This is a genomic window from Pseudomonas sp. PLMAX (genome assembly GCF_046042685.1).
GTDB lineage: Bacteria > Pseudomonadota > Gammaproteobacteria > Pseudomonadales > Pseudomonadaceae > Aquipseudomonas > Aquipseudomonas putida_AE.
On sequence record NZ_CP064949.1, the window covers coordinates 86497 to 111180 of the forward strand.

Here is a 24684-nt window from a genome sequence, read left to right on the forward strand (position 1 = left end):
AGGTGTCTGAGGAGGTCAGGATGCGGTGGATAGGATGGTCGTTGCTGCTGGCGCTCAATGGCAGCGAGGCGCTGGCCCAGGCGTGCGTGGTCCACAGTCAGGCGGAACGGCTCGACGTGAAAGTCTGCCAGCAGAACCGCAATATTCCAGAAAAACTCTTCGCCGACGGATTCTGCCAGCCAAACCTTGCAGGGCAGAAAGTCGAGGTGCAGTACGTCGACCAATGCCCTGGTGGGGCGTTCGGTGTGTGCAGCAACGCCCAAGTCGCCAATATGCCCTACCGGCAGGATATTCACTATTACGGTGTTGCCACGGATGCGGCGTACTTGAAGCCGTTTTGCGAAACCCAGAGCCAGGGAACCTGGCTCAAGCCTTGAGGATCAGGCGGCGTCTTCATGCCAAGGGCCGAACGGATCAGGCAACAAGCCCCAACCCTCTGCGTCCAGCAGCATTTCCTCATCGTTCAGCAGGCAGTCGTCGAGCTCTGCGTTGAGTAGTACGAAATCGATGTTCTGGCCGATGAACACCAGTTCCTGCCGGCAATCGCCGCTGGCAGCTTCCCAGTTCTTCAGGATGGCGGCGCTGCTTTCCGGGTCCTGTGGCCACTGCTCCTTCGGCACGAAACGCCACCAACGCCCGGCAAATCCATAACGCATCATCCCGCCGGCCTGGGACCAGCTGCCGGCCTCCATGTGTTTGCTTGCCAGCCAGAAGAAGCCCTTGGAGCGCAGCAGCCGGCCATTGAGCCATGGGCCGTTGATGAAGTTGAAGAACCGCTGCGGATGGAAGGGACGACGCGAGCGATAGGCAAAGGACGCGATGCCGTATTCGTCGGTTTCAGGCACATGTTCGCCGCGCAACTCCTGCAACCAGCCCGGCGCTTGCGCCGCCCTCTCGAAGTTGAAGCGACCGGTATCGAGGATCTTCTCCAAGGGCACTTCGCCCATGACCATGGGGATGATCTGTGCCTGCGCGTTGAGCCGTTCGAGGATTGCCATCAACTCCTCGCGTTCACGGCGGCTGATCAAGTCGATCTTGCTGATCAGGATGACGTCGGCGAACTCGACCTGCTCGATCAACAGATCGGTGATCGCGCGCTCATCCCCCTCGCCCAGCGTCTCGCCACGGGAAGCCAGGCTTTCGGCGGCCTGGAAGTCGAGCAGGAAATTCATGCCATCGACCACGGTGACCATGGTGTCGAGCCGGGCGATGTCGGAGAGGCTCTGGCCGTTTTCGTCACGGAAAGTGAAGGTCTCCGCCACGGGCAGCGGTTCTGAAATGCCGGTGGATTCGATCAACAGGTAATCGAAACGACCGTCTCTGGCGAGTGCGCCAACCTCCTCCAGCAAGTCTTCGCGCAACGTGCAACAGATGCAGCCGTTGCTCATTTCCACGAGCTTCTCTTCTGCACGATTGAGACTGACATCGCGCTGGACCTCGCTACCGTCTATGTTGATTTCACTCATGTCGTTGACGATAACGGCGACTCTCAGGCCATCTCTATTACGTAATATGTAATTTAGAAGTGTACTTTTTCCAGCACCTAAAAAGCCCGACAGGACTGTCACGGGAAGGCGATTGGGCATCAGGTGTTCCTCACAGGCCATTCATAAAAAATCTATCGCTGCTCGAATGTTATCATATAACATTACAATAACACTTCAACGATGGATCGACCCCATGAACGCGCTGACTTTGCCGGACATCGCCGCGCAGGCCTCACGCCAAGCCCTGCCACTGGAGTGGGTGGGCATGTGTGGCATTGCTCTTCCTGTTTTACTCGATGGCAAACTATTGTCTGCAACGGCTGATGCTGGAGTGAGCCTCGATAATGGCGAGGCCCGGGGTATTCACATGTCGCGGCTGTACCTGGCGCTGGAAATGCTTGAGCACGAAACGCTCTCGCCGGATCTGCTGCGGCGAGTTTTGCGCAGCTTCCTGAACAGTCACGAAGGTCTGTCCAACAGCGCTTACCTGAACATTCACACCGATCTGCTGTTGAAAAGACCGGCACTCATCAGTCCATTGGCTGGCTGGAAAAGCTATCCCGTGAGCATAGAAGCACGTTTGAAAAACGCGATGTTCCACGTGGAACTAAAAATAGCCCTGCCTTATTCCTCAACATGCCCTTGTTCAGCCGCGCTATCCCGACAACTGATTCAACAGCAATTCGTCGATGACTTTGCTGGTCGGGCTTTGCATCGCACCGAGGTACTGGCTTGGCTCGGCTCCGCCGAAGGCATCGTCGCGACACCCCACAGCCAACGCAGCACGGCGCAATTGAGTCTGCGTCTGCACGAGTATCTGGATGAGCTGCCACTGATCGCAGTCATCAACGACGCCGAAGCAGCCCTCGGCACCGCCGTACAAACCGCCGTCAAGCGCGCTGATGAACAGGCATTCGCCTTGGCAAACGGACAGAACCTGATGTTCTGCGAAGATGCCGCTCGGCGCTTGAACCTGGCCCTGAAACGCTCACCCGGCATCCGCGGCTTCCAGATACGGGTCATCCACGCTGAAAGTCTGCATGCCCACGATGCCGTCGCCGAAAGCCGCTGGAACTGGGAGGCCGCCTGATGCGTTCAGGGGCGTTTCTTTAAGGTATTTACCGTGAACGTGGTGTATACCCATTTCGGTCTGGTACGCGACTACAAGGGCCCTGCAGCACGAGTTTCGAATGGACACGACAAACGTCTAGATGACAGCGACCGGGGATGGATCTAAGGTTTATCCGCTACGCATGTGATCGAAGCATTCGAGAACAACAATCATGATCCAGATCACTTTGCCCGATGGTTCAATGCGTGAATACGATCAACCGCTGTCCGTGCATGAGGTTGCCGCAAGTATTGGCCCCGGGCTGGCCAACGCTGCGGTAGCGGGCCGGGTGGACGGCCTGTTGGTGGACTGTGAATTCATGATCCGGGCCAGTGCCCGGGTGAGCATCGTGACGCCGCAGGAACCCGATGGTCTGGAGATCCTCCGGCGCTCCTGTTCGCTGATGCTGGCAATGGCGGTCAAGCAACTGCACGCCCATGCTCAATTGCGCACCGGCTCGGCGCTGGGTGACGGGTTCTTTTGCGAGTTCAGTGTCGAGCGCCCAATGATGAGCACTGATCTGCCGCTGATCGAAGCGCGCATGCAATCATTGGCAGCGACCAACCATTCGATCCGCCGCAGTCAGAGCCACTCCCCGTCTTCCCCCAATCTGTCGCTGTACCGCCTCGGCGACTCCGACTATTTGACCAGCGGGCCGCATGTCCCGACCACCAGGGTCTTGCAGGCCTTTGCCCTCGATCACATCAACGGCACCTTGCAGCAACGTATCTATGGCACCTGTTGGTCCAGTCACCAGGAGTTGCAGCATTGGCGCCTGCCGGCCCATGTGGTGGTGGTCAGCATGGATGATCGTCAGACAAGCTATGCCCACACAGTGACTGAACGTTTGCGCCGCAGTGGCGTGCGTGCCCTGGCGGATCTGCGTAACGAAAAGGTGCGCCACAAGATTCGCCATCACAGTCAGACGGTGCCGTACCTGGTGGTGGTCGGTGAAAAGGAAAGGGCTGGCGGGTATGTCAGCGTGCGCAATCGCAACGGGGAGGATTTTGGCAGGATGAAGGTTGAGGCAGTGTGTGAGTGGCTGGGTCAGCCGGGAATTGCTGGTGCCTGAACGAACGTCTTCGCGGGCAAGCCTCGCTCCTACAAGGCCAGGCTTGCCCGATAACGTTTAGGCTCGTGGCTTCACAGTCCCGCAATCCTGCCCCAACCAGACCGCACGGGTATCGAGGCTACCCTTCTGCTGGATGCCGGTGGCGTTGAACGTACCATTGACCTTGGTGGTGAACTCGCGATCGCTGAGGAACGTGGCAACACCCGTGCCCTGGGCTTTCGGGCAGCTGAAACGGAACTTCCACTGGTTACCGGTGCGCTCGGTGATTTGCTGGGTGCAGCCCGATTGCGGGTCGGTCAGTGGAATGTTGTCGCTCTTGACCTGCTCTGGCGTCAGGCACGCCCGAATCCCTTTGCCGCCCATGGTGATGCCCTGTTTTTCCAGCTGCGCGCGTTGTTCAGGGGTCATCTGGCTTTGAATCTGGCCAAGGATCAGTTGCAGATCCGGCAGGTTCTGGTCATCGACTTTCATGTTGCTCGAGGTCAATTCCCACAAACCTGGCTGCAGCATCTGCGCCTGAGCCGCCACAGGAAGTACCAAACCAAATGCCATGGCCAAACCCAGCAGACGAACGTTCATCGAGTAACTCCTGATCAGTAGTGGCCGTTAGACGTCGCCGGCGGGCTTCGGTTCATGGGCCAATTAAATAGCGACATTCTGCACGGAACATGGTCTGTTAAGCATTGAATCTTCAGGAGCAAGGCTGCCCCCATGGATTATTTTGGACCGCATGTTTTTGGCTACGTCATCGCCCTGTTGCACTCATTGGGCTTGATAGCGGCAATCCACGCCGTATTGACCGTCCGCACCGCCCAAGGCTCGATTGCCTGGGCCTTGTCATTGTTGTTCATGCCCTACCTGACACTCATCCCCTATCTGGTATTCGGCCGCAGCTCCTTCGACGCTTATATCAAGGCACGGCGCCAAGCCAACGAGGAGATGCGCAAGGCTGTCTCTGAACTCAACTGGCGGCCATGGGTGGAGGAAGCCCTCACCGCCCGCGCTTCCAGCGCCTACGCATCGCTAAGGGCGATGCCGAAGCTGGGACGCATGCCCTGCCTGGCAAACAATGAAGTGCACTTGCTGATCAATGGCCAGGCGACCTTCGAGGCGATTTTCCACGCCATCAGCCAGGCCAGAGAAGCTGTTCTGGTCCAGTTCTTCATCATCCACGATGACCGCCTGGGCCGACGACTGCGCGACCTGCTGCTGCAAAAAGCCAGCGAAGGCGTGGCGATTTACCTGCTCTACGACCGCATCGGCAGCCACTCCCTGCCCCATGGTTATGTCCAGTCGCTGCGCGATGGCGGCGTTGCGGTCAAAGCCTTCGCCACCCGCAGCGGCTGGCTCAATCGCTTCCAGGTCAACTTTCGCAACCACCGCAAGATCGTGGTCGTCGACGGCATTCTTGGCTTTGTCGGTGGCCACAACGTAGGCGACGAATACATGGGCGAGAAACCACCCCTGGCACCGTGGCGCGATACCCATGTGCAGGTACGGGGACCGGTGGTGGCCTGCATGCAGGAGTCCTTCGCCGAAGACTGGTTCTGGGCGGCCCGGGAATTACCACAGCTGATTCTCCCGGAGGTGTATCCGGACGATGGAGTGCTTTGCCAAATGCTCGCCAGCGGCCCGGCGGACGCCTACGAAACCTGTTCGCTGTTCTTCGTCGAAGCGATCCATGCGGCGACCGAACGCGTATGGATCACCAGCCCTTATTTCATCCCCGACGAAGCGGTCCTCGCGGCGTTGCGCCTGGCGGTCTTGCGCGGCGTCGATGTGCGGATACTGCTGCCGTCGCGGCCCGACCACCGCATCGTCTACGCCGCTTCCAGCCTCTATGCCTTCGAAGCCGTGCGCGCGGGTGTGCGGGTGTTCCGCTACGAACCCGGGTTCCTGCATCAGAAAGTGGTGTTGATCGACAGTGAAATCAGCGCCATTGGCAGCGCCAACATGGACAACCGTTCGTTTCGCTTGAATTTCGAAGTGATGCTGCTGACGGTCGACAGGGCGTTTGCCGCACAGGTGGAGCAGATGCTCAATGACGACTTCGACCTGGCACACGAAATCGCCAAGGATGAAGGCCGGGAGACCCGCCGCTTGCAGCAGGTCGGCATGCGGGTCGCCCGGCTTATTTCACCCATCCTCTAGGGATTGTAGATATCGTCTCGCGTCCACGGCAGCTCATGGCTGCCATCGGCGTGGGCCTTCACCGCGAGAATCTGGTGCAGGTTGATCCACCCACGGGCGAAGGCGTAGGCACAGCCGGCCAGGTATAGGCGCCAGATACGCAAGGCTTGATCAGGCACCAGTTTCGAAGCGGCCTCAAGGTTGTCTTCCAGGTGTTCGCTCCAGTGATCCAGGGTCCGCGCGTAATGCAGGCGCAAACTCTCGACGTCGACGATTTCCAGCCCTGCTTCACTGATCTCGGCAGAGATCATCGACAGGTGCGGCAGCTCGCCGTTGGGGAACACGTATTTCTCGATGAACTCACCCGCACCGCGCCCAACGGGACGCCCATCGGTGTGCTTGGCGGTGATCCCGTGGTTCATCACCAGGCCGCCCTCTTTCACCGCGCCGAACAGGGTTTTGCAATACTCGGCCAGGTTCGCGTGACCGACGTGTTCGAACATGCCGACGCTGACCACCTTGTCGAAGCGCCCGTCCTGAGGCAGGTCGCGGTAGTCGAGTAACTGCAGCTCGACCAGGTCCTCCAGGCCTTCCTCTTTAACACGCTCACGTGCCAGGTCCAGTTGCGCTTTACTGAGGGTAATCCCGAAAACTTTCGCACCGAATTCACGAGCCGCATACCGCGCCAACCCGCCCCACCCGCAACCGACATCCAGCAAATACTCGCCAGGTTGCAGCCGCAACTTGCGACACAGGTGGCGGAATTTTGCTTGTTGGGCTTGCTCAAGGGTTTCGCTGCCGGTCTCGAAATAGGCGCAGGAATAGGCCATGTCGCTGTCGAGCCACAGCTGATAAAACGCGTTGGACAGGTCGTAGTGGTAGGAAATCGCCTTGGCATCCGTCTCCTTGTCGTGGGCGGTGCGCACAGGCTGGCTGTCGAGATCACCGAGCAATGCATGACTCCACTCATCACAGACGCGGATCACGTCACTGATGGAACCTTCCAGCTCCAGTTTGCCCTCGACGAACGCCGCCCCGAGCGCGTCCAGGCTAGGGTGGGTGAACTGGGAAACCATTTGTGGGTCCTTGACCACAATTGTGACACTGGGCGTCGGCCCCAGATTGAATTCGTGGCCGTCCCAGAGTCGCAGGCGTAACGGTAACTGCAGATTCTGTAAGGCCGGTGGAAGTTGCGCGAGCATGGAAAATCCCCCTTGTTTCAGACGTCTGCTGTGAGATTAGTCCATCCTTGAAAAATAGCTGGCTATCGATTGGATAGCGATCCCCTATGAGTCCAAGACTGGCCTGAATTCACAGAAATGACCGCTCTCACCTAGAGTGACTGCAAATCCGGCGTACAGTTCTGAATTTCTCAGAACCCGTCCTTGAGCTTGAGTAAAGGCTCCTGAAAGCGCAGTAAACGCCCGGCATTACCCAACACCAACAACGTACTGAGGTTATGCAGCAACGCCGCGATCATCGCACCGGCTGCCCCGAGCCAGCCAAACGCCGCGAAAGCAACGATTGCCAAGGTCCAGCCCAGACCGATGATCACGTTGACCTGCAAGGTCTGACGACACTGACGACTCAAGCGCACGCAGGTGCCGAGGCGACGCAGGTCGCTGCCTATCAACACGATATCTGCGGAAGCCAGCGCGATGTCTGCCCCGCCCGCGCCCATCGCCACACCAACAACGCCAGCCTTGAGCGCCAGGGAATCGTTGATGCCATCGCCCACCACCATGGGACGAAAACCGTTACCGATTTCTTTCAGCACGCGATTCAGTTTGTCCTCGGGCAAGGCCTGCGACTCGACTTCACTGATGCCGACATCCCGGGCGAGCGCGTGAGCAACGCTGTGCCGGTCGCCGGTGAGTAACAGCTGGCGACCCAAGCCAAGGTCCCTGAGCTCGCCCAAGGCAAACTTCGCTTCGGGTTTGACGCTGTCGGCCAACAACAGCCAGGCGAGAAACTCACCGTTGAGCGCCAGCCCGGCAATGGGGCCGTCGTGCCCAGGGACGTCTGAGGTCGTTATACCCAACTGGGCGAACAACTCCGGCCGCCCAAGCGCGGCCTCGCCCTGCTCCGTCAAGGCCACCACCCCCAGCCCCTGACGCTCGTGAATATCCGCCAGCGGCAGAAAATGCTCTGGTGTCACCAGCCCGGACAGCGCCCGGCTGACCGGGTGACTGCTGGCGGAACCGAGGCTGGCGGCGAGTTTCAGGACGTGGTTGCGATCCGCCAACGGGCTGTCGATGGATTGCAGGCGCAAGGTGCCAAAGGTCAGTGTTCCGGTCTTGTCGACCACCAGCGATGTCAGATCTGCCAGCTCCTCGAGAAACGCCGAGCTGCGAATCAGAATGCCGTGTCGCGCTGCCACCGCTACCCCGGCAATGGCCGTTGCGGGTGCCGACAACACCAACGCACAAGGACAGGCAGCCACCAACACTGCGAGCATGGCCTGGGCATCGTGGGTGATGAACCAGGTAACAGCGGCCAACAGCAACACCAGCACCAGATAGCTGCCAGCGTAACGCTCCAGCAACCGGGTGATCGGCGGCTTGGAACGCTCGGCGTTCTGCATCAGCGCGATCACTTTGCCGAGGGTCGACTCGTCGCCGGTTCGAGTCACTTCAATTCGCAGCAGGCCGTCGAGATTGATCGCCCCACCAAATACCGCCATGCCGATGCCCGCCTCCATCGGCACTGACTCGCCGGTAATGGATGCGGTGTCCAGGCTCGCCTGACCGGACAACACCCGGCCATCCGCCGGTACCCGATCACCCGCTCGGACTTCCACCCGATCGCCAGCCCTCAGCGTAGCGTTGTCGACCTCGACGACGCAGCCGTCAGCCTGAACCTTGCGCGCGTGGCTGCGTGTCAGTTTGCCGAGGGCATGAATGGCTTCCTGGGAACCGATCACGCTGCGCTCTTCCAGCACATGGCCGAAGATCATGATGATCGGCAGCAATGCTGCAGTCAGCAAATCGCCTGTCGCCCACGCGCCGAGCATGGCCAAGGCGATCAATTGATCGGTGATGCCGTGCAGACTCGGATACCGCAAGCTGTACCAGGCCGAACGCATCACGGGCACGGCCACCAGCACGGAAGCAAAACCCAGCAGCAATTGACTGACCCCGGTCTGTTCCGGCGACAGCCAGCGCCATACGAGGCCCAGCGTGAGCAAGCCGAGTGCGAGCATGGCCAGGGTCAGTTGGCGCGCGGCGCTGCGCTGTTCGGCCGAGGACAACAGGCTCGGTGCAGCGGCGGATTGACCGGTCATCGTGCAGCTCCCTGGATGATCAGGCGGGAATCGTCTTTCGGATCAACTGTGGTGACTGAGCCGGCCTGACCGAGAATTTTCGGCATCCGCTCGCGGTAGATTCGCAGCAACATTTGCGGGTCCACACCCGTTTGTTGCGTGCTGGCCAGACTCGTCACCGTGGCGGTATCGGCAGACGCTTTCGCCAGCCGTTCACTCGCCTGGGCGTGGGCGACTTGCAGTGTGCGATCGGCTTGTTCGTTGGCGGCCTGTATCAGCTTCTCGGCTTCAGTGCGCGCGTTGGCCACGGCTTTGTCGGCTTGCTGGCTGGCGGTCAGAACGGCATTGAAGGCGTTGACTGCAGGACCCGGCAGACTCGATTGCACATCGACCCGCGCCACTTCGATCCCCAGCCCCTGCCCCGTCGCTGCCAATTGCGCGAGGCGTTGGTTGATGCCTTGTACCAAGTCACCCCGCAAACGCTCGCGCCTTTCGGCTGCCTGATTATCAGCACCGATCAACTCCGGTCGTGCGACCAGGATAGTGTCCAGATCTCTTGCTGCGGTGAGTGCCACGGCGCAGCGGGTCACCAAACGATCCAGGGCCGGCAGCACATGCTCGCCTTGAAGCACGAAGGCATAGGGCTGAGTGACTTTGTAGAAAACCCGTACATCCAGTTGCACCACACCGGCATCCCCCGTCAGCAAATAACCGGAACCTGCCAGTGCATCACTGATCGGCGTGGCAAAACTGGCCACGCGATCCGCCTGCAAGGCGGCGTCAGTGCGCAGCAGGTTTTCCACCCGACGCTCGATTACCCGATCCGCCGCCGGCAACAAAACCACCTGTTCAAACGGTTGCGGCCAAGCCAAAAGCAAACCGGCATTCTGGATGCGATCCAGCGCGCCGAAGTGCAAAACCACCGCGCGATTCTGTGGATCAATCTGCCGCACATTGGAGAACGCCCACACCAAAGCGGCCAACACCGTTACCGCATACAGGGCGAGAAACGCCAAGCGTCCGGCCTGAATCCACGGGCTGCTCACCTCAATTGTTCCACGTGGAACCAAATTCATGGCTTCGATCCGGGTCTGTTTTCGAGCGTAGGCGGACCTTCAACCAACGCGCGGAAAGGCGCGGCATCGGTACGCAGGATCAACTTCGTCCCCGGCGTGACCACGGTGCCGAGGGTGTCGAGCGAGCGCAGCAGGTTGTAAAGCTCTGGTGAGCTGGCGTAGGCGCGACCATAAATCTGCGCGGCTTCGACCCGGGATTGCGCCTCGATGTCAGCCGCTTTCACCGTGGCATCGGCCTGGACAATTCGCGCATCACGCTCGGCGGCCGAGCGAATTTGCGCCGCTTCACGCTTGCCAATGGCGGTACGTTCAGTGGCGATGGTTTCACGCTCGGCACGCATGCGATCGACCGTCGCCGTGAGCGTGACCGACGGCAAGGTCAAGCGCTCGATGCCCACTTGCAGCACTCGCACGCCATAGGTGGCCAGCAACTGCTGATCAATCTGCTTACGCAACTGCGCTTCGAAATCGGCGATGTGCACCTGATTGGCGTCGGTGTTCACAAGGTTAGCCAGATCGAAACTGCTGGCCGTCGTTTCCAGGGCCGAGCCAACGAAGGTGCGGATCTGCCGTGCCGCTTCGTCCGGCTGGTTTTGCACGGCGCGCATGAAGCGCTGCACATTGTCCGGATCACCTTGCACCTGCCAGGCCACGTAAGCCTGAACGATGATGCGCAAACCATCGCGCGTACCCACATCCTGTAAACCACTGGATGTCGTGCGCAACCGAAGATCCACAGGGATCGCTGCTTCGAACGGCGCCGGCCAGCGCCAGCCAAGGCCCGGTTCCAACAACACTCGCGAGGGGTTGCCGAAACGCGTTATGACCGTGGCTTCCCCCGATCGCACCTGCACCAGGCTCGCGGCCGCCACGGCAAACGCCACCAATAAAACTGCCCAGCCCATGCGTCGCCAAGGGAATGGGCCGGCTTCCTGTTGATCGCCGTGGTGGTGATGGTGATGACCGTGGTGATGTCCGCCATGGCCGTGATCGTGGCCACTGTGGTCGTGATCATGAGTAGGTACCTGGCTCAATGGGCGGCTCCTGGCTGAGCAGTTTTCCGCGCCGGCGCAGGGTCTGCCGGCAACGTGAACGTACGGAGATCGATGGTCGGCGCATTGTTGTTGCCGCCCAGGCGGTGATCGAGGACCAACAGCCTGGCATTGGTCAGGCCCTGGGAAAGTTGACTGAGGTATTGCTCCAGCACGAAGGCCTGGCCGGCATTCGCATAGGCCTTTTGTTCGGCGGTAAATTTCAGGTCGGCGGCTTTGGCCGTCGCGTTGATTTCATGGGCAGTCGCCATGGCCTGGTCTCGGGCAATGCTCGCTTGCAACTGCGCCTGGTGGGTGGCCTCGGCGGCAGCTCCACGTTCACGGGCGATCAAGGCCTGCGCGCCGATCTGCGCTGCTTGCACACCGTGATAGGCATTGGCGGCCCCCGCAGGGGGATGTATGGCTTCGACTACCGTGGCGAGAATTTCCACACCGCTGTCGAGTTTTTCCAGGTCGGCCTGAACGGCACGGCCAATCTCTTCGGCCAGCCCTACCCGATCCTCACCGAGCAAACCGTCGAGGGTTCGTGAGGCAAAGTCGTGGACCAGAATGCGGCTGGCGGTACTGCGAATAAGGGTCGGCACATCGGCGCTGTTGTAGGTCGCCGCCAATGCCGCCTGATCGCTCAAACCGATGCGATAAACAAAACGCAAGTCCATGTTGACGATCTGGAAGCTCTGCTTGTCGGCACGGCTGCTGGCAATCACCTGGGATTTGTCATTCACATGGCTGGCGTCCCACAACCGGTTGGCGGTCATTGGTGCCGGGCCGTCGGCGGGGTCTGCCTGCACCGGTACCGACGTTTCGCCGACACTGGTGGCCAACTCGTGAACCACTCCGTTTTCGACAGCCAACATCCGGCCCAACGGCCACGGTAAACCTGCGTGCAAACCAGGCCCCAACACGGTTACCGGTTTGCCGAAGCGCTCGTAGATACCCCGCCCTTGCAGCGGTATTTCGTGGACACCGGTCAGTGACCAACCGACGAAGGCCACGACGCCCAGCACAGGTATAAATGCCCGGCGCATGTAAGTGAAAGCCCAGAACTGCCGAAGGTCGATGCCGAAGCGATTGTGCAATTCGTGTTGCAGCGCCAGCAACGGCTGCGGCGGCCAGCGCAACAAGTCGGCGCCAAAACTACGCGCCAGCAAAGGAGGTTCCAATTGTTCGCGGTGAGGGCTGAACAGTGACAGCACGGCACGCAGCAGTAACTCGAAGGCAACGAACCCCGGCAGCAGGCCGATCAGTACCACCAGGCGCACCGGCCAAACCGACGTTTCCTTCACGAAAAACAGGCATGCCGCGCCCAATACCAGGCTGATGATGACCATGCGAGTCAGTTGCGCCAAGGTGCCTGCCTCGGGCCATTGAGCGCTGTTTTCCTGAGCCAGCTGACGCTCCAGAACCAGCAAACCAAAGGCCAGCATTAACGCCACGGTCGCACCGATAGTGGCCGACACTCCCAGCGTCGCGGGCGGCAAATCAAGGTTCCATGCCTGTTCGACGCACAGCAATGCCAGCAACGCCCAACCGCCCAGCCACAGCGTCGGGGCACCGATTTTCCTGAGTAGCATCAGCCAACGCTGACTGAAATCCTCCAGCAGCCGTTCGTACCAGCCCTCAGGAACTTCAGCCTCATCAGCGTCGGCCACCGGTGCCAAGGGATTCATCGCGCGCGCACGCCATTGCGTTACCCACCAGGCGGATTGCAAACCAGCGACTAACACCAGCAACGCGGCGCACTGATTGAACAACAGAGCAGGCCAAAGGGATAACGGCGCAAACAACCCGATAAAAAAACCCAGCACCAGGCCCAGAGCCGCGAGCGCACCCAGGCCGATGGCGAATCGGCGCAATCGTTGCCCTTGAAAAACCGCCTGCTGAAAGCGCGGCAGCCTGGCTACCTGCGCTCCATCATCACCCTCTTCGAGATCGACTTGCATACCACCCCAGTGTTTAGCTTTGCCCACGCGGCATCTAGTTACGATATAACAGTACTGGTGAAATTTTCGTACTCAATCGCCCTATCTAAAGATGCATTACCTGTCGCTAGGCTGAAGCCTTGACCGAAATGCATCGGAAGGCTCATATTACGCTCGTAATATTATTCAAAGACTACTTTTATCCCTCCCCAAACCGCTTTTAATCCAGGAGTACATCCATGAGCACTTATGACGTCGTGATACTCGGTGGTGGTCCCGGTGGCTACAACGCAGCGATCCGTGCGGGCCAACTGGGATTGAAGGCAGCCTGCGTAGAAGGACGCGCCACGCTCGGCGGCACCTGCCTGAACGTCGGTTGCATGCCCTCCAAGGCTTTGCTGCACGCGTCTGAACTCTACGATGCGGCCATGGGTGCGGAATTCGCCAACCTGGGTATCGAGGTCAAACCCACGCTCAATCTCGCCCAGATGATGAAACAGAAAGATGAAAGCGTGACCGGGCTGACCAAGGGCATCGAGTTTCTCTTTCGCAAAAACAAGGTCGACTGGATCAAGGGCTGGGGGCACATCGACGGGCCCGGCAAAGTCACCGTGACGGATAACGCCGGGGGCAAGACCGAACTGAGCTGCAAAGACATCATCATCGCCACCGGCTCCGAACCCACTCCCCTGCCCGGCGTGGACATCGATAACCAACACATCCTCGATTCCACCGGCGCACTGTCACTGACGCAAGTACCGAAACACCTGGTGGTGATCGGCGCCGGGGTGATCGGCCTGGAGCTGGGTTCGGTCTGGCGGCGCCTGGGGGCGCAAGTGACCGTGGTCGAATACCTTGATCGGATCTGCCCGGGGGTGGACGGCGAAGCAGGCAAGACCCTGCAACGTTCATTGAGCAAACAAGGCATCAGTTTCAAGTTGAGTTCAAAAGTAACCAGCGCCACAGCCTCTGCCACCGGTGTTCAGCTCAGCATCGAGCCAGCCGCGGGCGGCACCGCCGAGTCGCTGGAAGCCGATTACGTCCTGGTGGCGATCGGACGCCGGCCTTATACACAAGGCCTGGGGCTGGAGAACGTCGGTCTCGCCACGGACAAACGCGGCATGCTCGCCAACAAGGGGCATCGTACTGAAGCGGCGGGAGTCTGGGTGATTGGCGACGTGACGTCCGGCCCGATGCTCGCGCACAAGGCCGAAGACGAAGCCATGGCCTGCGTCGAGCAGATCGTCGGCAAGGCCGGTGAGGTCAATTACGACTTGATCCCCAACGTGATCTACACCAAACCCGAGCTGGCCAGCGTCGGCAAGACCGAAGAGCAACTGAAGGCCGAAGGCCGTGCCTTCAAGGTCGGCAAGTTTCCCTTTACCGCCAATAGCCGGGCGAAGATCAATCACGAAACCGAAGGCTTCGCCAAAGTTTTGGCCGATGAGCGTACCGACGAAGTGCTCGGTGTGCACCTTGTGGGGCCGAGCGTCAGTGAAATGATTGGCGAATATTGCGTGGCCATGGAGTTCAGCGCGTCCGCCGAAGACATTGCCCTGACCTGTCATCCACACCCAACCCGGTCCGAAGCCTTGCGTCAGGCGGCGATGAATGTAGAGGGGATGGCGACGCAGATGTAAGCCTGGAGATTGGCGGCGATCGATCTATCGCCATCGTCGGAACGCCGCCCGGAGCAAGCTCACTCCTACAGGGGATTTGTGATCGCCACAGATCCAACGTGGGAGCGGGCTTGCTCGCGAAGAGGTCGCTCCGATCTAAAGCGGTAAGTGTCCCAAGGGCAACGCCCCCGGCGTCTTGACCGTATGGATCGCAAAGTTGCTGCGGATATCGCTCACACCCGGCAGCTTCAACAAACACCCGGTGAGAAATCGGTCGTAGGCGCGTAGATCCGGTACCACCACCTGCAGAAGAAAATCCGATTCCCCCGACACCAGAAACGCCGAAACAACTTCCGGCAACGCGGTCACCGCCAGGCGAAAGGCTTCCGCCTGCTCGTCGTTATGTCGCTCGACTTTCACCCCGACGAACACGGTCAGCCCGAGCCCGACTTCATCCCGATCCAGACTGGCCTGGTAGCCACGAATCACGCCGGCCTCTTCCAGCATCCGCACCCGTCGCAAACAGGGTGAGGCAGACAGACCGATTTCTTCAGCCAGTTGCACATTGCTCAGGCGCCCGTCCCGTTGCAGCGCGGCGAGAATCTTGCGGTCGTAGGCGTCCAGTTTCATCGTTTGGCAGATCCTGCTGGTTGAGCTGTGATTTATTGGCAGGTTATGCCAAGACTGGCCGCGTTAGAAGCGAACTACGCAAGCACATGCCCTGCCCTCCACCTCTAGACTGGCGCTACTGAATCGACAACGAACAGGGGTGCAACATGGCGGGACTGTGGCTGTTTTTCATGGCGCTGGCAGTGGTCTATCTGTTGCCGGGACCGGACATGATCCTGCTGCTGCAAACAGGTGCCCGTCAGGGCAAAGGTGCCGCGTTGGCCACGGCGGTCGGCCTGGGTATCGCCCGCGGTTGTCATGTGGTGCTGGCGGCGTTGGGGTTGGCGGCATTGTTCAAGGCTGCTCCCTGGACCTTTGACCTGGTGCGCCTGCTCGGTGCGGCGTATCTGCTGTGGATCGGTATCCAATGTCTGCGCACGACGATGTTGCCTAGCCTGAACGGTCCAGGTGCGACGGATGAAAAACCACGCTGGGGCGAAGCGATCCGTCGCGGCCTGCTGACCAATCTGCTCAACCCCAAGGCGTTGCTGTTTTGCTCGGTGTTGTTGCCGCAGTTCATCGATCCACTCAACGGGCCGGTACTCGCACAATTTGCGGTACTGGGTCTGGTGTTGGTCGGTGTCGGTTTGCTGTTCGACAGTGCCTACGCATTGACCGGTGCCGCGCTGGGTCGTTGGCTGCAACGCAACCCCGGCGCCCAGCGCCTGCAACAATGGCTGTTCGGTAGCCTGTTGATCGGTTTCGCCGTGCGGCTGACCTTTGTTCAACAGGCTTGAACCTTATTGCGCCTTGCGACGGCGGATGATCAGCAGCAGCGCCACTGCCGTTACTCCAATTACGCCAACGTATTGCAAAGGTTTTTTGTAGGGACGCAGCACCGCACGCACGGAATCTGTCGCTTGGGTGACATAGCGCTTGTCAGCGTTCGGGAAGTCGGGATAAGGGCAATGATGTCCAAAGCCAGCCGCCCAGCTCACATAGGGACCTTCCTTCACATAGCGTTGATAGAAAGCCCTCTGCTCTTCAGGGCTGGAATTCCACGACGACGCGGCACACAGCACGGCTGCAAAAGCCTGACTGGTATGAGGCAGGTGGTCGGCGGCGCGACTGGCCAATGCGGTGGCAACAAATCGATAGTGGTAGCGTTGATCGGGCTGTGCAGCGCTCGCTTGCTGGCGACGGACTTCATCCTCGGTCACCACAGGCCCAACCTTCAGCTCACTAACGGCAAGACTGTAGTTGCCGTCGAAGGTCGCATAATCAGGCGCCATCTCGTAGCCCAGCAGTGCCATGCCATCGTAGCGAGCCACTGTTGCTGCGTGGAAGTAGGCGAACGCCCTTTTACTCGGCCACCATTTGGATTCGGCATCGTTGCGTAGCTGCCCGTACCATGTGGCCTTCTGTTGCAACTCGACGCTGTCGAAGTATCGCGTTGCTTCGTCATAACGCTCTTCGCGCAACAATCGCCGCCCAAGCAGATTGCGCAGCTTCGCCGCCACCGGCAATGGCGCATAGTTATCGCGGTCCTGCTGGCTCAGCGCTGGCGGCGCCGGTACCTGGGTATCGACGTATTGCTTGAGCTCATCCACCGTCAGCACTCGCTCGGCAACGGTGGCCGCGTCCAGCCAATAGATGTCCTGGCTGCGATACAACTGATCGAACGCTTGCAGATAATCCCCGCGTTGCAGCGCAAGAATCGCGCTTTCGCCCTCGACGCGGCACTTGGGCTGGAGTGTTTCGTAATCGTAGTCCGGCGTTCTGCGATCGCCCCAGGTTTCATTCTGCGGGAAGGCCTGGGCGGCCTTGGCATAGGCAGCGGCTGCAGCGGCTTTATCGCCTGCGCGCACCGCCAGTTTTGCCCGCAGCCACCAAGCCAGCCCGCCCTCCCCGGCATGTTCAAGGAAGGCCTGGGCGCTGGCGTAATCACCTTGTTGATAGTTCATTGCCGCCAGGCGATCGGCGTTATCGAGGCTACCGCGCGTGCTGTTTTGCAGCAGTTTGATCAGTTTCAGCTCGTTCGGCGGTTGATCACCGAATGACCATCCGAGTCGGCTGATCAACGACGCCGTCACCAGCTGTTGCACCGGTTTGCCCTTGAGCAATCCGACCAGTTGATCCTCCGGCATCGCCGCCAGATCAGCCATCAACAGCTTCAACGAGGTGTAACCCACTGCCGAACCCAGAAGGTTTTGCGTGGCATAGAGTTCGATGGCGCGATTCCAGTCACCGACCGTGCGAGCCACTCGGGCCTCTTCGCCGAGGCTGGCGACGCCTAGTTCGAGGGGGTCGCTGAAGCCATCGATGCTCAGCTGACGCGTTTGCTCAAAGGCTTTTCGGGATTGATCCAGCAGGTCCGGAGCAGCATCAGCCTGCGAACTCATGGCAAACAACGCGCGACCTAATGAGTAGGCAGCCCAGGTACTGCGCAAGGCCCGTTGATCTGCGGGCAGCGCCAGCACCTGACGGAAGTATTCGGCGGCCAGCGTATGATCGCCGGCATTGAAGGCCACCGCGCCCGCCAGATAGAAGCTGAGTTCGGCGGGCAGGCTCGCGCCCTGTGCTTCAACCTGACGGGCATCGGCCAGACCACGCAATTGTTTCACCAGCGCCTGCTGTTCATTCGTCAAACTCGTCTGCTCAGCCTGATCACGCTGCTCGGCATGTTCGGAGACTTCACCATAAGACTGGCCCGGGACAAGGGTGGCTACCGTGACAGGCTTGAGACCGGCAATCGCATGACCGAGGCGACTCACCTCGAAACGGAAATTGCCTTCCGGCAACTCCGCCAGGGATTGACCTCGATTGTCCAGCAGCCGCATGGGGAAATCCGGCCCGCACGCCATGGCCGCCAATGGCAGGCTGAGGCTCAGACTGAGCAGATGACGGGGCCAGTTACGGGTGAACATTCGAAGCTCCTTGATCAATTTTTTCGCAGCGTGCCCAACCAATGGCGCGCTGTCCGCCAGCCGCAATCCGACCTTCGCGCAGGCGGGTGAAGGTAAGCAGATTCGGGTCTTGTTGCAACGTATACCCGGCTAGCGCATCGGCCCCCTCGCAACCCTCTACCGCCAGGGTCACGCGCTCGGGCCAGGCGCTGTCGAGGTTGCCCTCACTGCTGATAGCGATATCAAAGAGGCGTTCGTGCTGCGTGAGGTTGAGCGCCAGATGACTGCTAAGGACCTCGCCACGGGACACCGCGCGCAAGGTTGTCAGGCTCCAGGCTCGACGGTCGTTGGCCAAAGGCAGGCGGAACCAGATCAGACCGGCCAGATGCGCCGGCGGATCCGCGCGCAACAGGGCAGCAAGTTTGCTCAATTGCAGTGGATCAGCCAACAACTCCTGCCGCTGGCCGTTGCTTTCAATTGTTACTTCGCTTTCCACGACGGGCGCACCATCCACACTCGGCAACAACGCTACCCCGTAAGCCGGCAGGGCCAGAAAAAAAGGTTTCGAGGTGATGCGGCTCCAGGCCATTGCCCATTGTCGAGCGCGGTCGGGATCAAACAAGCCGCGGCGGGGATCGCTCACGGCATGTACCTGCAACACACTGCTATCGACGGTGGATAACAAGCCCGGCAACTCTGGACTGTCGAGCCACGCTGGCAATGCAGTGATGCTCAAGGCCATGGACGGAGGTAGAACAGAATGCAGGTGCACAAGAAATTCACGATAGTCAGCTAGCCGGGCATTACCCGCATCGTGGTCGATTTCCACGCCGGCGAGGGCCAACCCCTGCTCTTGCCAATCGCTGATCAGTTGCTGGATCTGTTGCGTGACCTCGTCCTGGTTCAGCGACTGGAGCTGGCCATCAAGGCGAATTACTGCAATCAACGACCGGCCATCACGCTTGAGCAGTGCCGGATCGATCCGCGCCCGAGTCCAGCCTGCCTGAGGGAATGCCTGTAATGCCAACACCCGCAAGGTGGAAAAATCGGCGTGACTGTCCCGCAACGCCGCTTCGTGCGCGGGGGTCCATTGTCGTTGCCAGACATAGAGTTGTTGATCGAGTGGCGGTGCGTCCTGCTGTTCGCAACCACCGAGCAGCGCCAGCGTCATCAGTGAGACGATCACGCGAGTGAGGAAAACCATGAGAAAACGCCTGTCCCTGAAATGCACAAAGGGCCTTCTCGGCCCTTTTCGTTCTGCCCCTACCCTACTCAGCCATCGATCTGCAGGCAATGGTTTCCGTGATGATCCCTCAGAGGTCCAGGACCAAAGGCTGCGTGCCCTGAGCCGGCACTGCGCAACAGATCAGCACCTCACCTTCATCCGGGACCTCCGCTGGGGGCTGTGGATAGTTGACCTGGCCACTGATCAACCGGGTCTTGCAGGTCCCGCAAGAGCCGCCACGGCAACTGAATTCCGGATGCAATCCGCGGCTTTCCGCCAGCTCCAGCAGACTGCCACTGTCCGGTTGCCAGCGAGCCTCCTTGGCCGAGCGCTGGAACACCACTGGCACCGAGGTGGTGGCCGCTGGCGGTTGTTCGATGACTACGGCGTCAGGGTCGGGCCGACGGCGTAACGTTGAAGGACCGAAGGTTTCGGCATGAATTCTGGCGTCGCGAATATCCAGTTCGCGCAGGGCGTCATACATCGCCTGGGTAAAACTGCCGGGGCCGCAGAGGACAAAATCCAGCTGATCGTAGTCCTCGACCTCAAGCAATTCCGAGAGCCGTGGAACATCGATACGTCCCGTCAAATCGAAATCTTCGCCCTCCCGAGCCTCCGGCTCCGGTTGACTGAGCAGGCGCACTACCCTGACCGCGTCGCCGGCATCCTCGAGCAAGCGGTTCACCTCTGGACGAAACGGTTGATCGGCCAGCGTGCGCGAACTCTGGAAGAACCAGGTCGGGCGGATACGGCGGGTGCGCAAGCCTTGGTAGACCACCTCACGCAACATCGACAGCAGCGGCGTAATTCCCACACCGGCAGCCAACAGCACCAGCGGCCGACGTTCATGGGGCGCCACGGTGAAATGTCCCTGGGGTGCGCGGGCCTCCAACAGATCGCCAACGCGAACCTGTTCATGCAGGTGTGAAGACACCCGACCGTCACGCTTCACACTGATACGGAAAAAGTCATCCGAAGGTGCACTCGACAGGCTGTAGGTGCGGATATGCGTTTCGCCATCGATGTCGAAGCGCAACGGTAAATGCTGCCCGGCGTGGAACAACGGCAATCCGGCGCCGTCGGCTGGCTCCATGTAGATCGAGCGGATGTGCTGGCTTTCCGCCTCGATCCGCACCACCCGCAGCGGTCGCCATTGATCACCCAGAGCCTTGGCTTGCAGGCGTGCTGCGGCTTGCACCCAAGTTCCCGTCAGCAGGCTGGTGGGTGAAACACCGTCAAAGCGCCAACGCAAAGTAAGGGCGGCGGGACGACGAACAACCTGTTCCACGTGGAACATCCACAAACGTTCGGCACCCTGAAACGCTTCAACCTGTGGGCCTTCAAGAATGATTTCGGTGCGCCCGCTGAGGTGCAACAGCTCACCGGAATTAAAATCAATGAACAACAAACCGGCCTTGGGATTGACCAGCAGGTTGCCCAAAGTATTGAAAAAAAGGTTACCGGCGAAGTCGGGGATGGTCAGGCGATTGCCTTCCACCTGAACGAAACCCGACTGGCCGCCACGGTGGGAAACATCCACCGAACGCACGCCATCGACATCCACATAACTGGCGACAAAGAAGGTGTCCGCCTCGGCGATCATGGCCTTGGCCGCATCATCCAGTTCATTGAGGCGCTGGGCAGGACGTGTCGCCGGATCCTCCAGGGGCACCGTTTGATACTGCCTCAGTTGGATGTATTGCGGGCAGTTGCCATAGGACTGATCCACTGTCACGGCAAATCCGCTCGCGGTCATCGCGCCGATATGCCCATTGATGCGATTGCGCCGGCGGGTATGCAGCTCAATGCCCAGCAGACCGATCGCCGCACCCGCGCTCAACTGCGCAGGATCATCGCCCGCCGGCAAGCTGCTGAACTGCAACAATCCCGGTTCAGGTGAATGGGCGAAGCCCGGTTCACCTTCAAGCACGCTGGCCCAGGGATGACCGTGGGCATCGACCGCGCCGTACACCATGAACGGAAGCTGCTGATAGAAGCTGCGATGTTGATCCGGCATATGGTCGCGAATCACCCTGCGACCGAGAACGTCCATTCGCTCGCTGACGCCAATATGCGCCTGCAACTCTTTTTCGCCAGCATGCCAAGGTGAATGGTCCATTGCGGCGTCTCCCCTGCGCCATCGGCACAGCGTGAAGGCCCGACAAGGTCGGGCGAAAAATATCAGGCAGTTTTTTGCAGGCCGGCGACAGTGCGTGGCATGCCGACAAAACCGGGCAAGGCTTCGACCCGTGCCAGCCAGGCGCGGATGTTGGCGTAGTCGTCCAGCGACACATTGCCCTCCGGTGCATGGGCGATGTAGCTGTAGGCAGCCACGTCGGCGATGGTCGGCTCGCTGCCGGTCAGGAAAGGCGTGTTGGCCAGTTCGTGATCGATCACCTTGAGCACGCTGTGGGCGTATGGAATCACTTCATCGGGGTTGTACGGCGCCCCAAACACCGTGATCAGTCGAGCCCGGGCGGGGCCAAAAGCAATGGGCCCGGCGGCGACCGACAACCAGCGCTGCACTTTGGCGGCACCGACCGGATCGGCTGGCAGCCAATGACCATTACCGTATTTTTGCGCCAGGTACACCAGAATGGCATTGGAGTCCGCCAGCACCACACCCTGATCGTCCAGCACCGGAACCTGTCCAAAGGCGTTGAGCGCCAGGTACTCCGGTTTTTTGTGCTCGCCCTTGGCCAGGTCGACGAAGATCAGCTCAGTCGGCAGTTGCAGCAGCGACAGCATCAGTTCCACACGATGAGCGTGGCCGGAACGTGGGAAGTTGTAGAGCTTGATAGCTTGCATGGTCGACTCCGCGGGTCAGTGGCGCTGTCAGGAGAGATCAGCACCGATGGCGGTCATCTTCTATCAGCCACCAAAACAACAGAATAACCAGAAAATGCAATCCATTATTTCACCCAGTGAAACAACCATCACTTCTGCAGTGCCGGATGCTCTCGAAGTGTTTTCACCGTAAAGTCGACAAAACTGCGAACTCGCGCCGCGGCCTTGCGCCCGCCCTGGTAGAGCACATGAATGGGCAATGGCGGCATTTCGAACTCCGCCAGAACGATCTCAAGCTCCCCGGCCGCCACTTTACTCGCCGACTGATAGGACAGCACCCGGGTGAAGCCCAGCCCGAGCGCGGCGGCATTAATGGCCGCCTGATTCGCCGTCACTGTCAGGCGCGGCTCTGCTCGGACACTCAATGGCTCACCACGCTCGAGGAACGGCCAGTGTTTTAACTGGCCAATGGCGGAAGTCGCAATAATCGGCGCCTGAGCCAGCTCTTGCGGGTGTGTTGGCCGACCATAGGTGGCTAGAAGTTGTGGCGATGCACAGATCACGCGCCGCACTTCGCCCACTCGAATCGCGTGCTGGTTGCTGTCAGGCAACTCACCAATGCGGATGGCTACATCGACGCCCTCCTCCACCACACTCACTATCCGGTCTACCAGCAGCGCATTGATCGTCACGTCAGGAAATTGCGTGAGAAAACTCACCATCAGCGGAGTGACGAACAACTCACCGAACAAAACCGGCGCCGTGATCGTCAGTTGCCCACGGGGCTGGGCGTGACTGCCCGCCGCCGAGTCCTCAGCTTCCTGCACCTCGGCGAGAATTCTCCGACAGTCCTCCAGATAACGCTGACCCGCCTCGGTCAAATACACAGTGCGCGTAGTGCGCGTGAACAGCTGTGTGCCGATACGCTTCTCCAGCGCCGCCACTGCCCGGGTGACACTGGCGGCGGACATGCCCAAACGCCGGGCCGCTGCGGAGAAGCCCTGGTCCTGGGCGACGGCGGCGAAGACCTGCATTTCCTGGAAGCGGTCCATGGGCGAGTCCTCAATTCAGATAAAAAAATCGCAACCAGATGACTGCGATTTTTAAGGTGTGACGAAACAATAAAGATTGTCACAGTACCCCGTGTATTTAGCGGCCTGCACGGCACTATACCGCTCGCTCATTGGAAACAAAGTCTGTCACAAAACTTCAAATTTCAAAAAAAAGGGTCTACTGCAAACAATAAAGATTGTCACAAGGTAATTTACCATTGGAAATGGTCAAATCTTTCGCAAGGGCTTTTCCACGCAGCGCTAAATCCTATGGACAAAGGCTCCTCGCTTCACTTGGCTGACCAGCTTCAATATTTGAGCTCAGAACTTCCTGCGCTGCTACTCGCACAGCTCCAGCATTTCTTCGAAAATTACAAGGCATTGGAGCAAAGGAAGTGGGTGAAGAAGAGCTGATGAAGCGAGGGAGGAGATTCGTAAGTCAGTGGATGCTTATGTCCCAAAATAGCCTTTCGGGCCTGACTAATTCACCATGAAGCAACAAGCTCATTAGACCACTACACTCTGCCTCCAAGGCGAGTGGAGGGTGGGCAAAGCCGCGAAGGTTGGAGTACCGGCAACTAGTACCGGCCACCCTTTCGGGTGCCCGACGCGACCCCGCCCATAACGCAGACAACGCGATAATCTGGTCACAAAGCCCTAAGCAATCCCTTTGGATTCACCGATGGGCTTCTGGGGTATCAATCCTAGGCTAATCGATATCGAGTCTTTGTCGAGAAAGAATATGATTCAAAAAATATCAACAAAGCCCCGCTCGGAGTAGTGCTCCATGGTCGGCTACGGGCAATGTTCAATCAAAGCCTTTCCAGACCACCTTTCTTTGATAATCCAGTTATGGGGCCGTGGTGCTATTAAGCAATTCACGATCTCTTATTTGACTAAGGTGATTGGTATATCTGAGAGCTGAATCACCTTAGCCGCGACAGAGCCCAGAAAGATCCCCGCCAGAAACCCGTTACCATGTGAACCCAGGATGATGCTGTCACATCCTAGAGATTGGGAGCACTCCACGATTCTGCTGGCAGCATCGCCTTGCAACGTATGGAATGTGAACGCAATGCCTTCTTGCTTAAGTAGAGCGACTGCCTGTTGTGACTCTTCAGCACTTTTGTCTTCGTAGTAACTATCAAGCTCATCCTCACCCATGTCATGTGCGATTCGAGTTGGTAAAAGTGGCTGCACATTCACCAAATACACCTCAACACTTCCGCCAAGTAATCCACCATCTTGGATCAGTCCGATGAGGTAAAGCACCGCGCGCTCTGAATGTTCGGAACCATCGACAGCAACAAGTATTTTATGCATTTTCTAAATCCTCTTTTCATTGGCTTGAAGATGCGTGTTGAGCTACGTGCG

At 59.3% G+C, this 24684-nt stretch carries 20 protein-coding genes and 1 pseudogene; 7 read left to right on the top strand and 14 right to left on the bottom strand.

Annotated elements, in window-relative coordinates; all coding sequences use genetic code 11:
• Window positions 1–20: 20 nt before the first annotated feature.
• Window positions 21–377, top strand: a complete 357-nt coding sequence (locus DKB71_RS00410) for an NADH:ubiquinone oxidoreductase (RefSeq protein ID WP_408599336.1) — start codon at window positions 21–23, stop codon at window positions 375–377.
• Window positions 378–380: 3 nt separating this feature from the next.
• Here the strand turns inward: DKB71_RS00410 and zigA are convergent, their stop codons facing one another.
• Entirely contained in the window at window positions 381–1586 is a 1206-nt protein-coding gene (gene zigA / locus DKB71_RS00415; protein ID WP_408599337.1) for a zinc metallochaperone GTPase ZigA, read from the bottom strand.
• Between the two features lie 94 nt (window positions 1587–1680).
• Between zigA and folE2 the strand changes: the two genes are divergently transcribed.
• Window positions 1681–2577 (top strand): GTP cyclohydrolase FolE2, encoded by an 897-nt coding sequence (folE2, locus tag DKB71_RS00420; protein WP_323607407.1) that lies wholly within the window; start codon window positions 1681–1683, stop codon window positions 2575–2577.
• 193 nt (window positions 2578–2770) lie between these two features.
• Window positions 2771–3670, top strand: a complete 900-nt coding sequence (locus tag DKB71_RS00425) for a His/Gly/Thr/Pro-type tRNA ligase C-terminal domain-containing protein (RefSeq protein ID WP_408599338.1) — start codon at window positions 2771–2773, stop codon at window positions 3668–3670.
• Between the two features lie 57 nt (window positions 3671–3727).
• Here the strand turns inward: DKB71_RS00425 and DKB71_RS00430 are convergent, their stop codons facing one another.
• On the bottom strand, window positions 3728–4249 hold the full coding sequence (locus DKB71_RS00430; protein WP_323607383.1) for a DUF3617 domain-containing protein: 522 nt from the start codon (window positions 4247–4249) through the stop codon (window positions 3728–3730).
• Window positions 4250–4381: 132 nt separating this feature from the next.
• Between DKB71_RS00430 and cls the strand changes: the two genes are divergently transcribed.
• Entirely contained in the window at window positions 4382–5821 is a 1440-nt protein-coding gene (gene cls / locus DKB71_RS00435) for a cardiolipin synthase (RefSeq protein ID WP_323625742.1), read from the top strand.
• Here the strand turns inward: cls and cfaB are convergent.
• The 5 genes from cfaB to hflK (DKB71_RS00460) form a co-directional block, all read right to left on the bottom strand.
• Window positions 5818–7002, bottom strand: coding sequence for a C17 cyclopropane fatty acid synthase CfaB (gene cfaB, locus DKB71_RS00440; RefSeq protein ID WP_274073761.1), 1185 nt, complete (start codon window positions 7000–7002; stop codon window positions 5818–5820). The two genes, cls and cfaB, sit on opposite strands and share 4 nt — an antisense overlap.
• 170 nt (window positions 7003–7172) lie before the next feature.
• Window positions 7173–9083, bottom strand: a complete 1911-nt coding sequence (locus DKB71_RS00445) for a heavy metal translocating P-type ATPase (protein ID WP_408599339.1) — start codon at window positions 9081–9083, stop codon at window positions 7173–7175.
• Complete coding sequence (hflK, locus tag DKB71_RS00450; RefSeq protein WP_408599340.1) at window positions 9080–10138, bottom strand: protease modulator HflK; 1059 nt, start codon at window positions 10136–10138, stop codon at window positions 9080–9082. The genes DKB71_RS00445 and hflK (DKB71_RS00450) overlap by 4 nt, the downstream gene beginning before the upstream one ends.
• Window positions 10135–11172 carry a protease modulator HflC gene (hflC, locus tag DKB71_RS00455; RefSeq protein ID WP_408599341.1) on the bottom strand — a complete coding sequence of 346 codons (1038 nt, stop codon included), beginning with the start codon at window positions 11170–11172 and terminating at the stop codon, window positions 10135–10137. The genes hflK (DKB71_RS00450) and hflC overlap by 4 nt, the downstream gene beginning before the upstream one ends.
• Complete coding sequence (hflK, locus tag DKB71_RS00460; protein WP_408599342.1) at window positions 11169–13133, bottom strand: protease modulator HflK; 1965 nt, start codon at window positions 13131–13133, stop codon at window positions 11169–11171. The genes hflC and hflK (DKB71_RS00460) overlap by 4 nt, the downstream gene beginning before the upstream one ends.
• Window positions 13134–13351: 218 nt before the next feature.
• Here hflK (DKB71_RS00460) and lpdA point away from each other — a divergent pair, with 218 nt between their 5' ends.
• Window positions 13352–14752: a dihydrolipoyl dehydrogenase gene (gene lpdA / locus DKB71_RS00465; RefSeq protein ID WP_408599343.1), complete on the top strand. Its 1401-nt coding sequence runs from the start codon at window positions 13352–13354 to the stop codon at window positions 14750–14752.
• A 135-nt stretch (window positions 14753–14887) separates the two neighbouring features.
• Here lpdA and DKB71_RS00470 read toward each other — a convergent pair whose 3' ends face one another.
• Window positions 14888–15361, bottom strand: coding sequence for an Lrp/AsnC family transcriptional regulator (locus DKB71_RS00470; protein ID WP_248686030.1), 474 nt, complete (start codon window positions 15359–15361; stop codon window positions 14888–14890).
• Window positions 15362–15507: 146 nt separating this feature from the next.
• Here DKB71_RS00470 and DKB71_RS00475 point away from each other — a divergent pair, with 146 nt between their 5' ends.
• Window positions 15508–16137: a LysE family translocator gene (locus DKB71_RS00475; RefSeq protein ID WP_408599344.1), complete on the top strand. Its 630-nt coding sequence runs from the start codon at window positions 15508–15510 to the stop codon at window positions 16135–16137.
• Between the two features lie 3 nt (window positions 16138–16140).
• On the opposite strand, the gene DKB71_RS00480 is transcribed toward DKB71_RS00475, so the two are convergent.
• From DKB71_RS00480 to DKB71_RS00500, 5 genes are all read right to left on the bottom strand, one after another.
• Window positions 16141–18267, bottom strand: coding sequence for a hypothetical protein (locus DKB71_RS00480; RefSeq protein ID WP_408599345.1), 2127 nt, complete (start codon window positions 18265–18267; stop codon window positions 16141–16143).
• Entirely contained in the window at window positions 18254–19450 is a 1197-nt protein-coding gene (locus DKB71_RS00485; protein WP_408599346.1) for a DUF3142 domain-containing protein, read from the bottom strand. The genes DKB71_RS00480 and DKB71_RS00485 overlap by 14 nt, the downstream gene beginning before the upstream one ends.
• A 109-nt stretch (window positions 19451–19559) precedes the next feature.
• Complete coding sequence (locus DKB71_RS00490; RefSeq protein WP_408599347.1) at window positions 19560–21590, bottom strand: pyridoxamine 5'-phosphate oxidase family protein; 2031 nt, start codon at window positions 21588–21590, stop codon at window positions 19560–19562.
• A gap of 62 nt (window positions 21591–21652) precedes the next feature.
• Window positions 21653–22279, bottom strand: coding sequence for a glutathione S-transferase family protein (locus DKB71_RS00495; protein WP_408599348.1), 627 nt, complete (start codon window positions 22277–22279; stop codon window positions 21653–21655).
• Between the two features lie 128 nt (window positions 22280–22407).
• Complete coding sequence (locus DKB71_RS00500; protein WP_408599349.1) at window positions 22408–23310, bottom strand: LysR family transcriptional regulator; 903 nt, start codon at window positions 23308–23310, stop codon at window positions 22408–22410.
• A 321-nt stretch (window positions 23311–23631) separates the two neighbouring features.
• Between DKB71_RS00500 and DKB71_RS00505 the strand changes: the two are divergent.
• A pseudogene (locus DKB71_RS00505) lies at window positions 23632–23776 on the top strand (inorganic diphosphatase); the annotation flags it as partial.
• 422 nt (window positions 23777–24198) lie between these two features.
• Here DKB71_RS00505 and DKB71_RS00510 read toward each other — a convergent pair.
• Window positions 24199–24633 carry a universal stress protein gene (locus tag DKB71_RS00510; RefSeq protein WP_408599350.1) on the bottom strand — a complete coding sequence of 145 codons (435 nt, stop codon included), beginning with the start codon at window positions 24631–24633 and terminating at the stop codon, window positions 24199–24201.
• Window positions 24634–24684 lie beyond the last annotated feature (51 nt).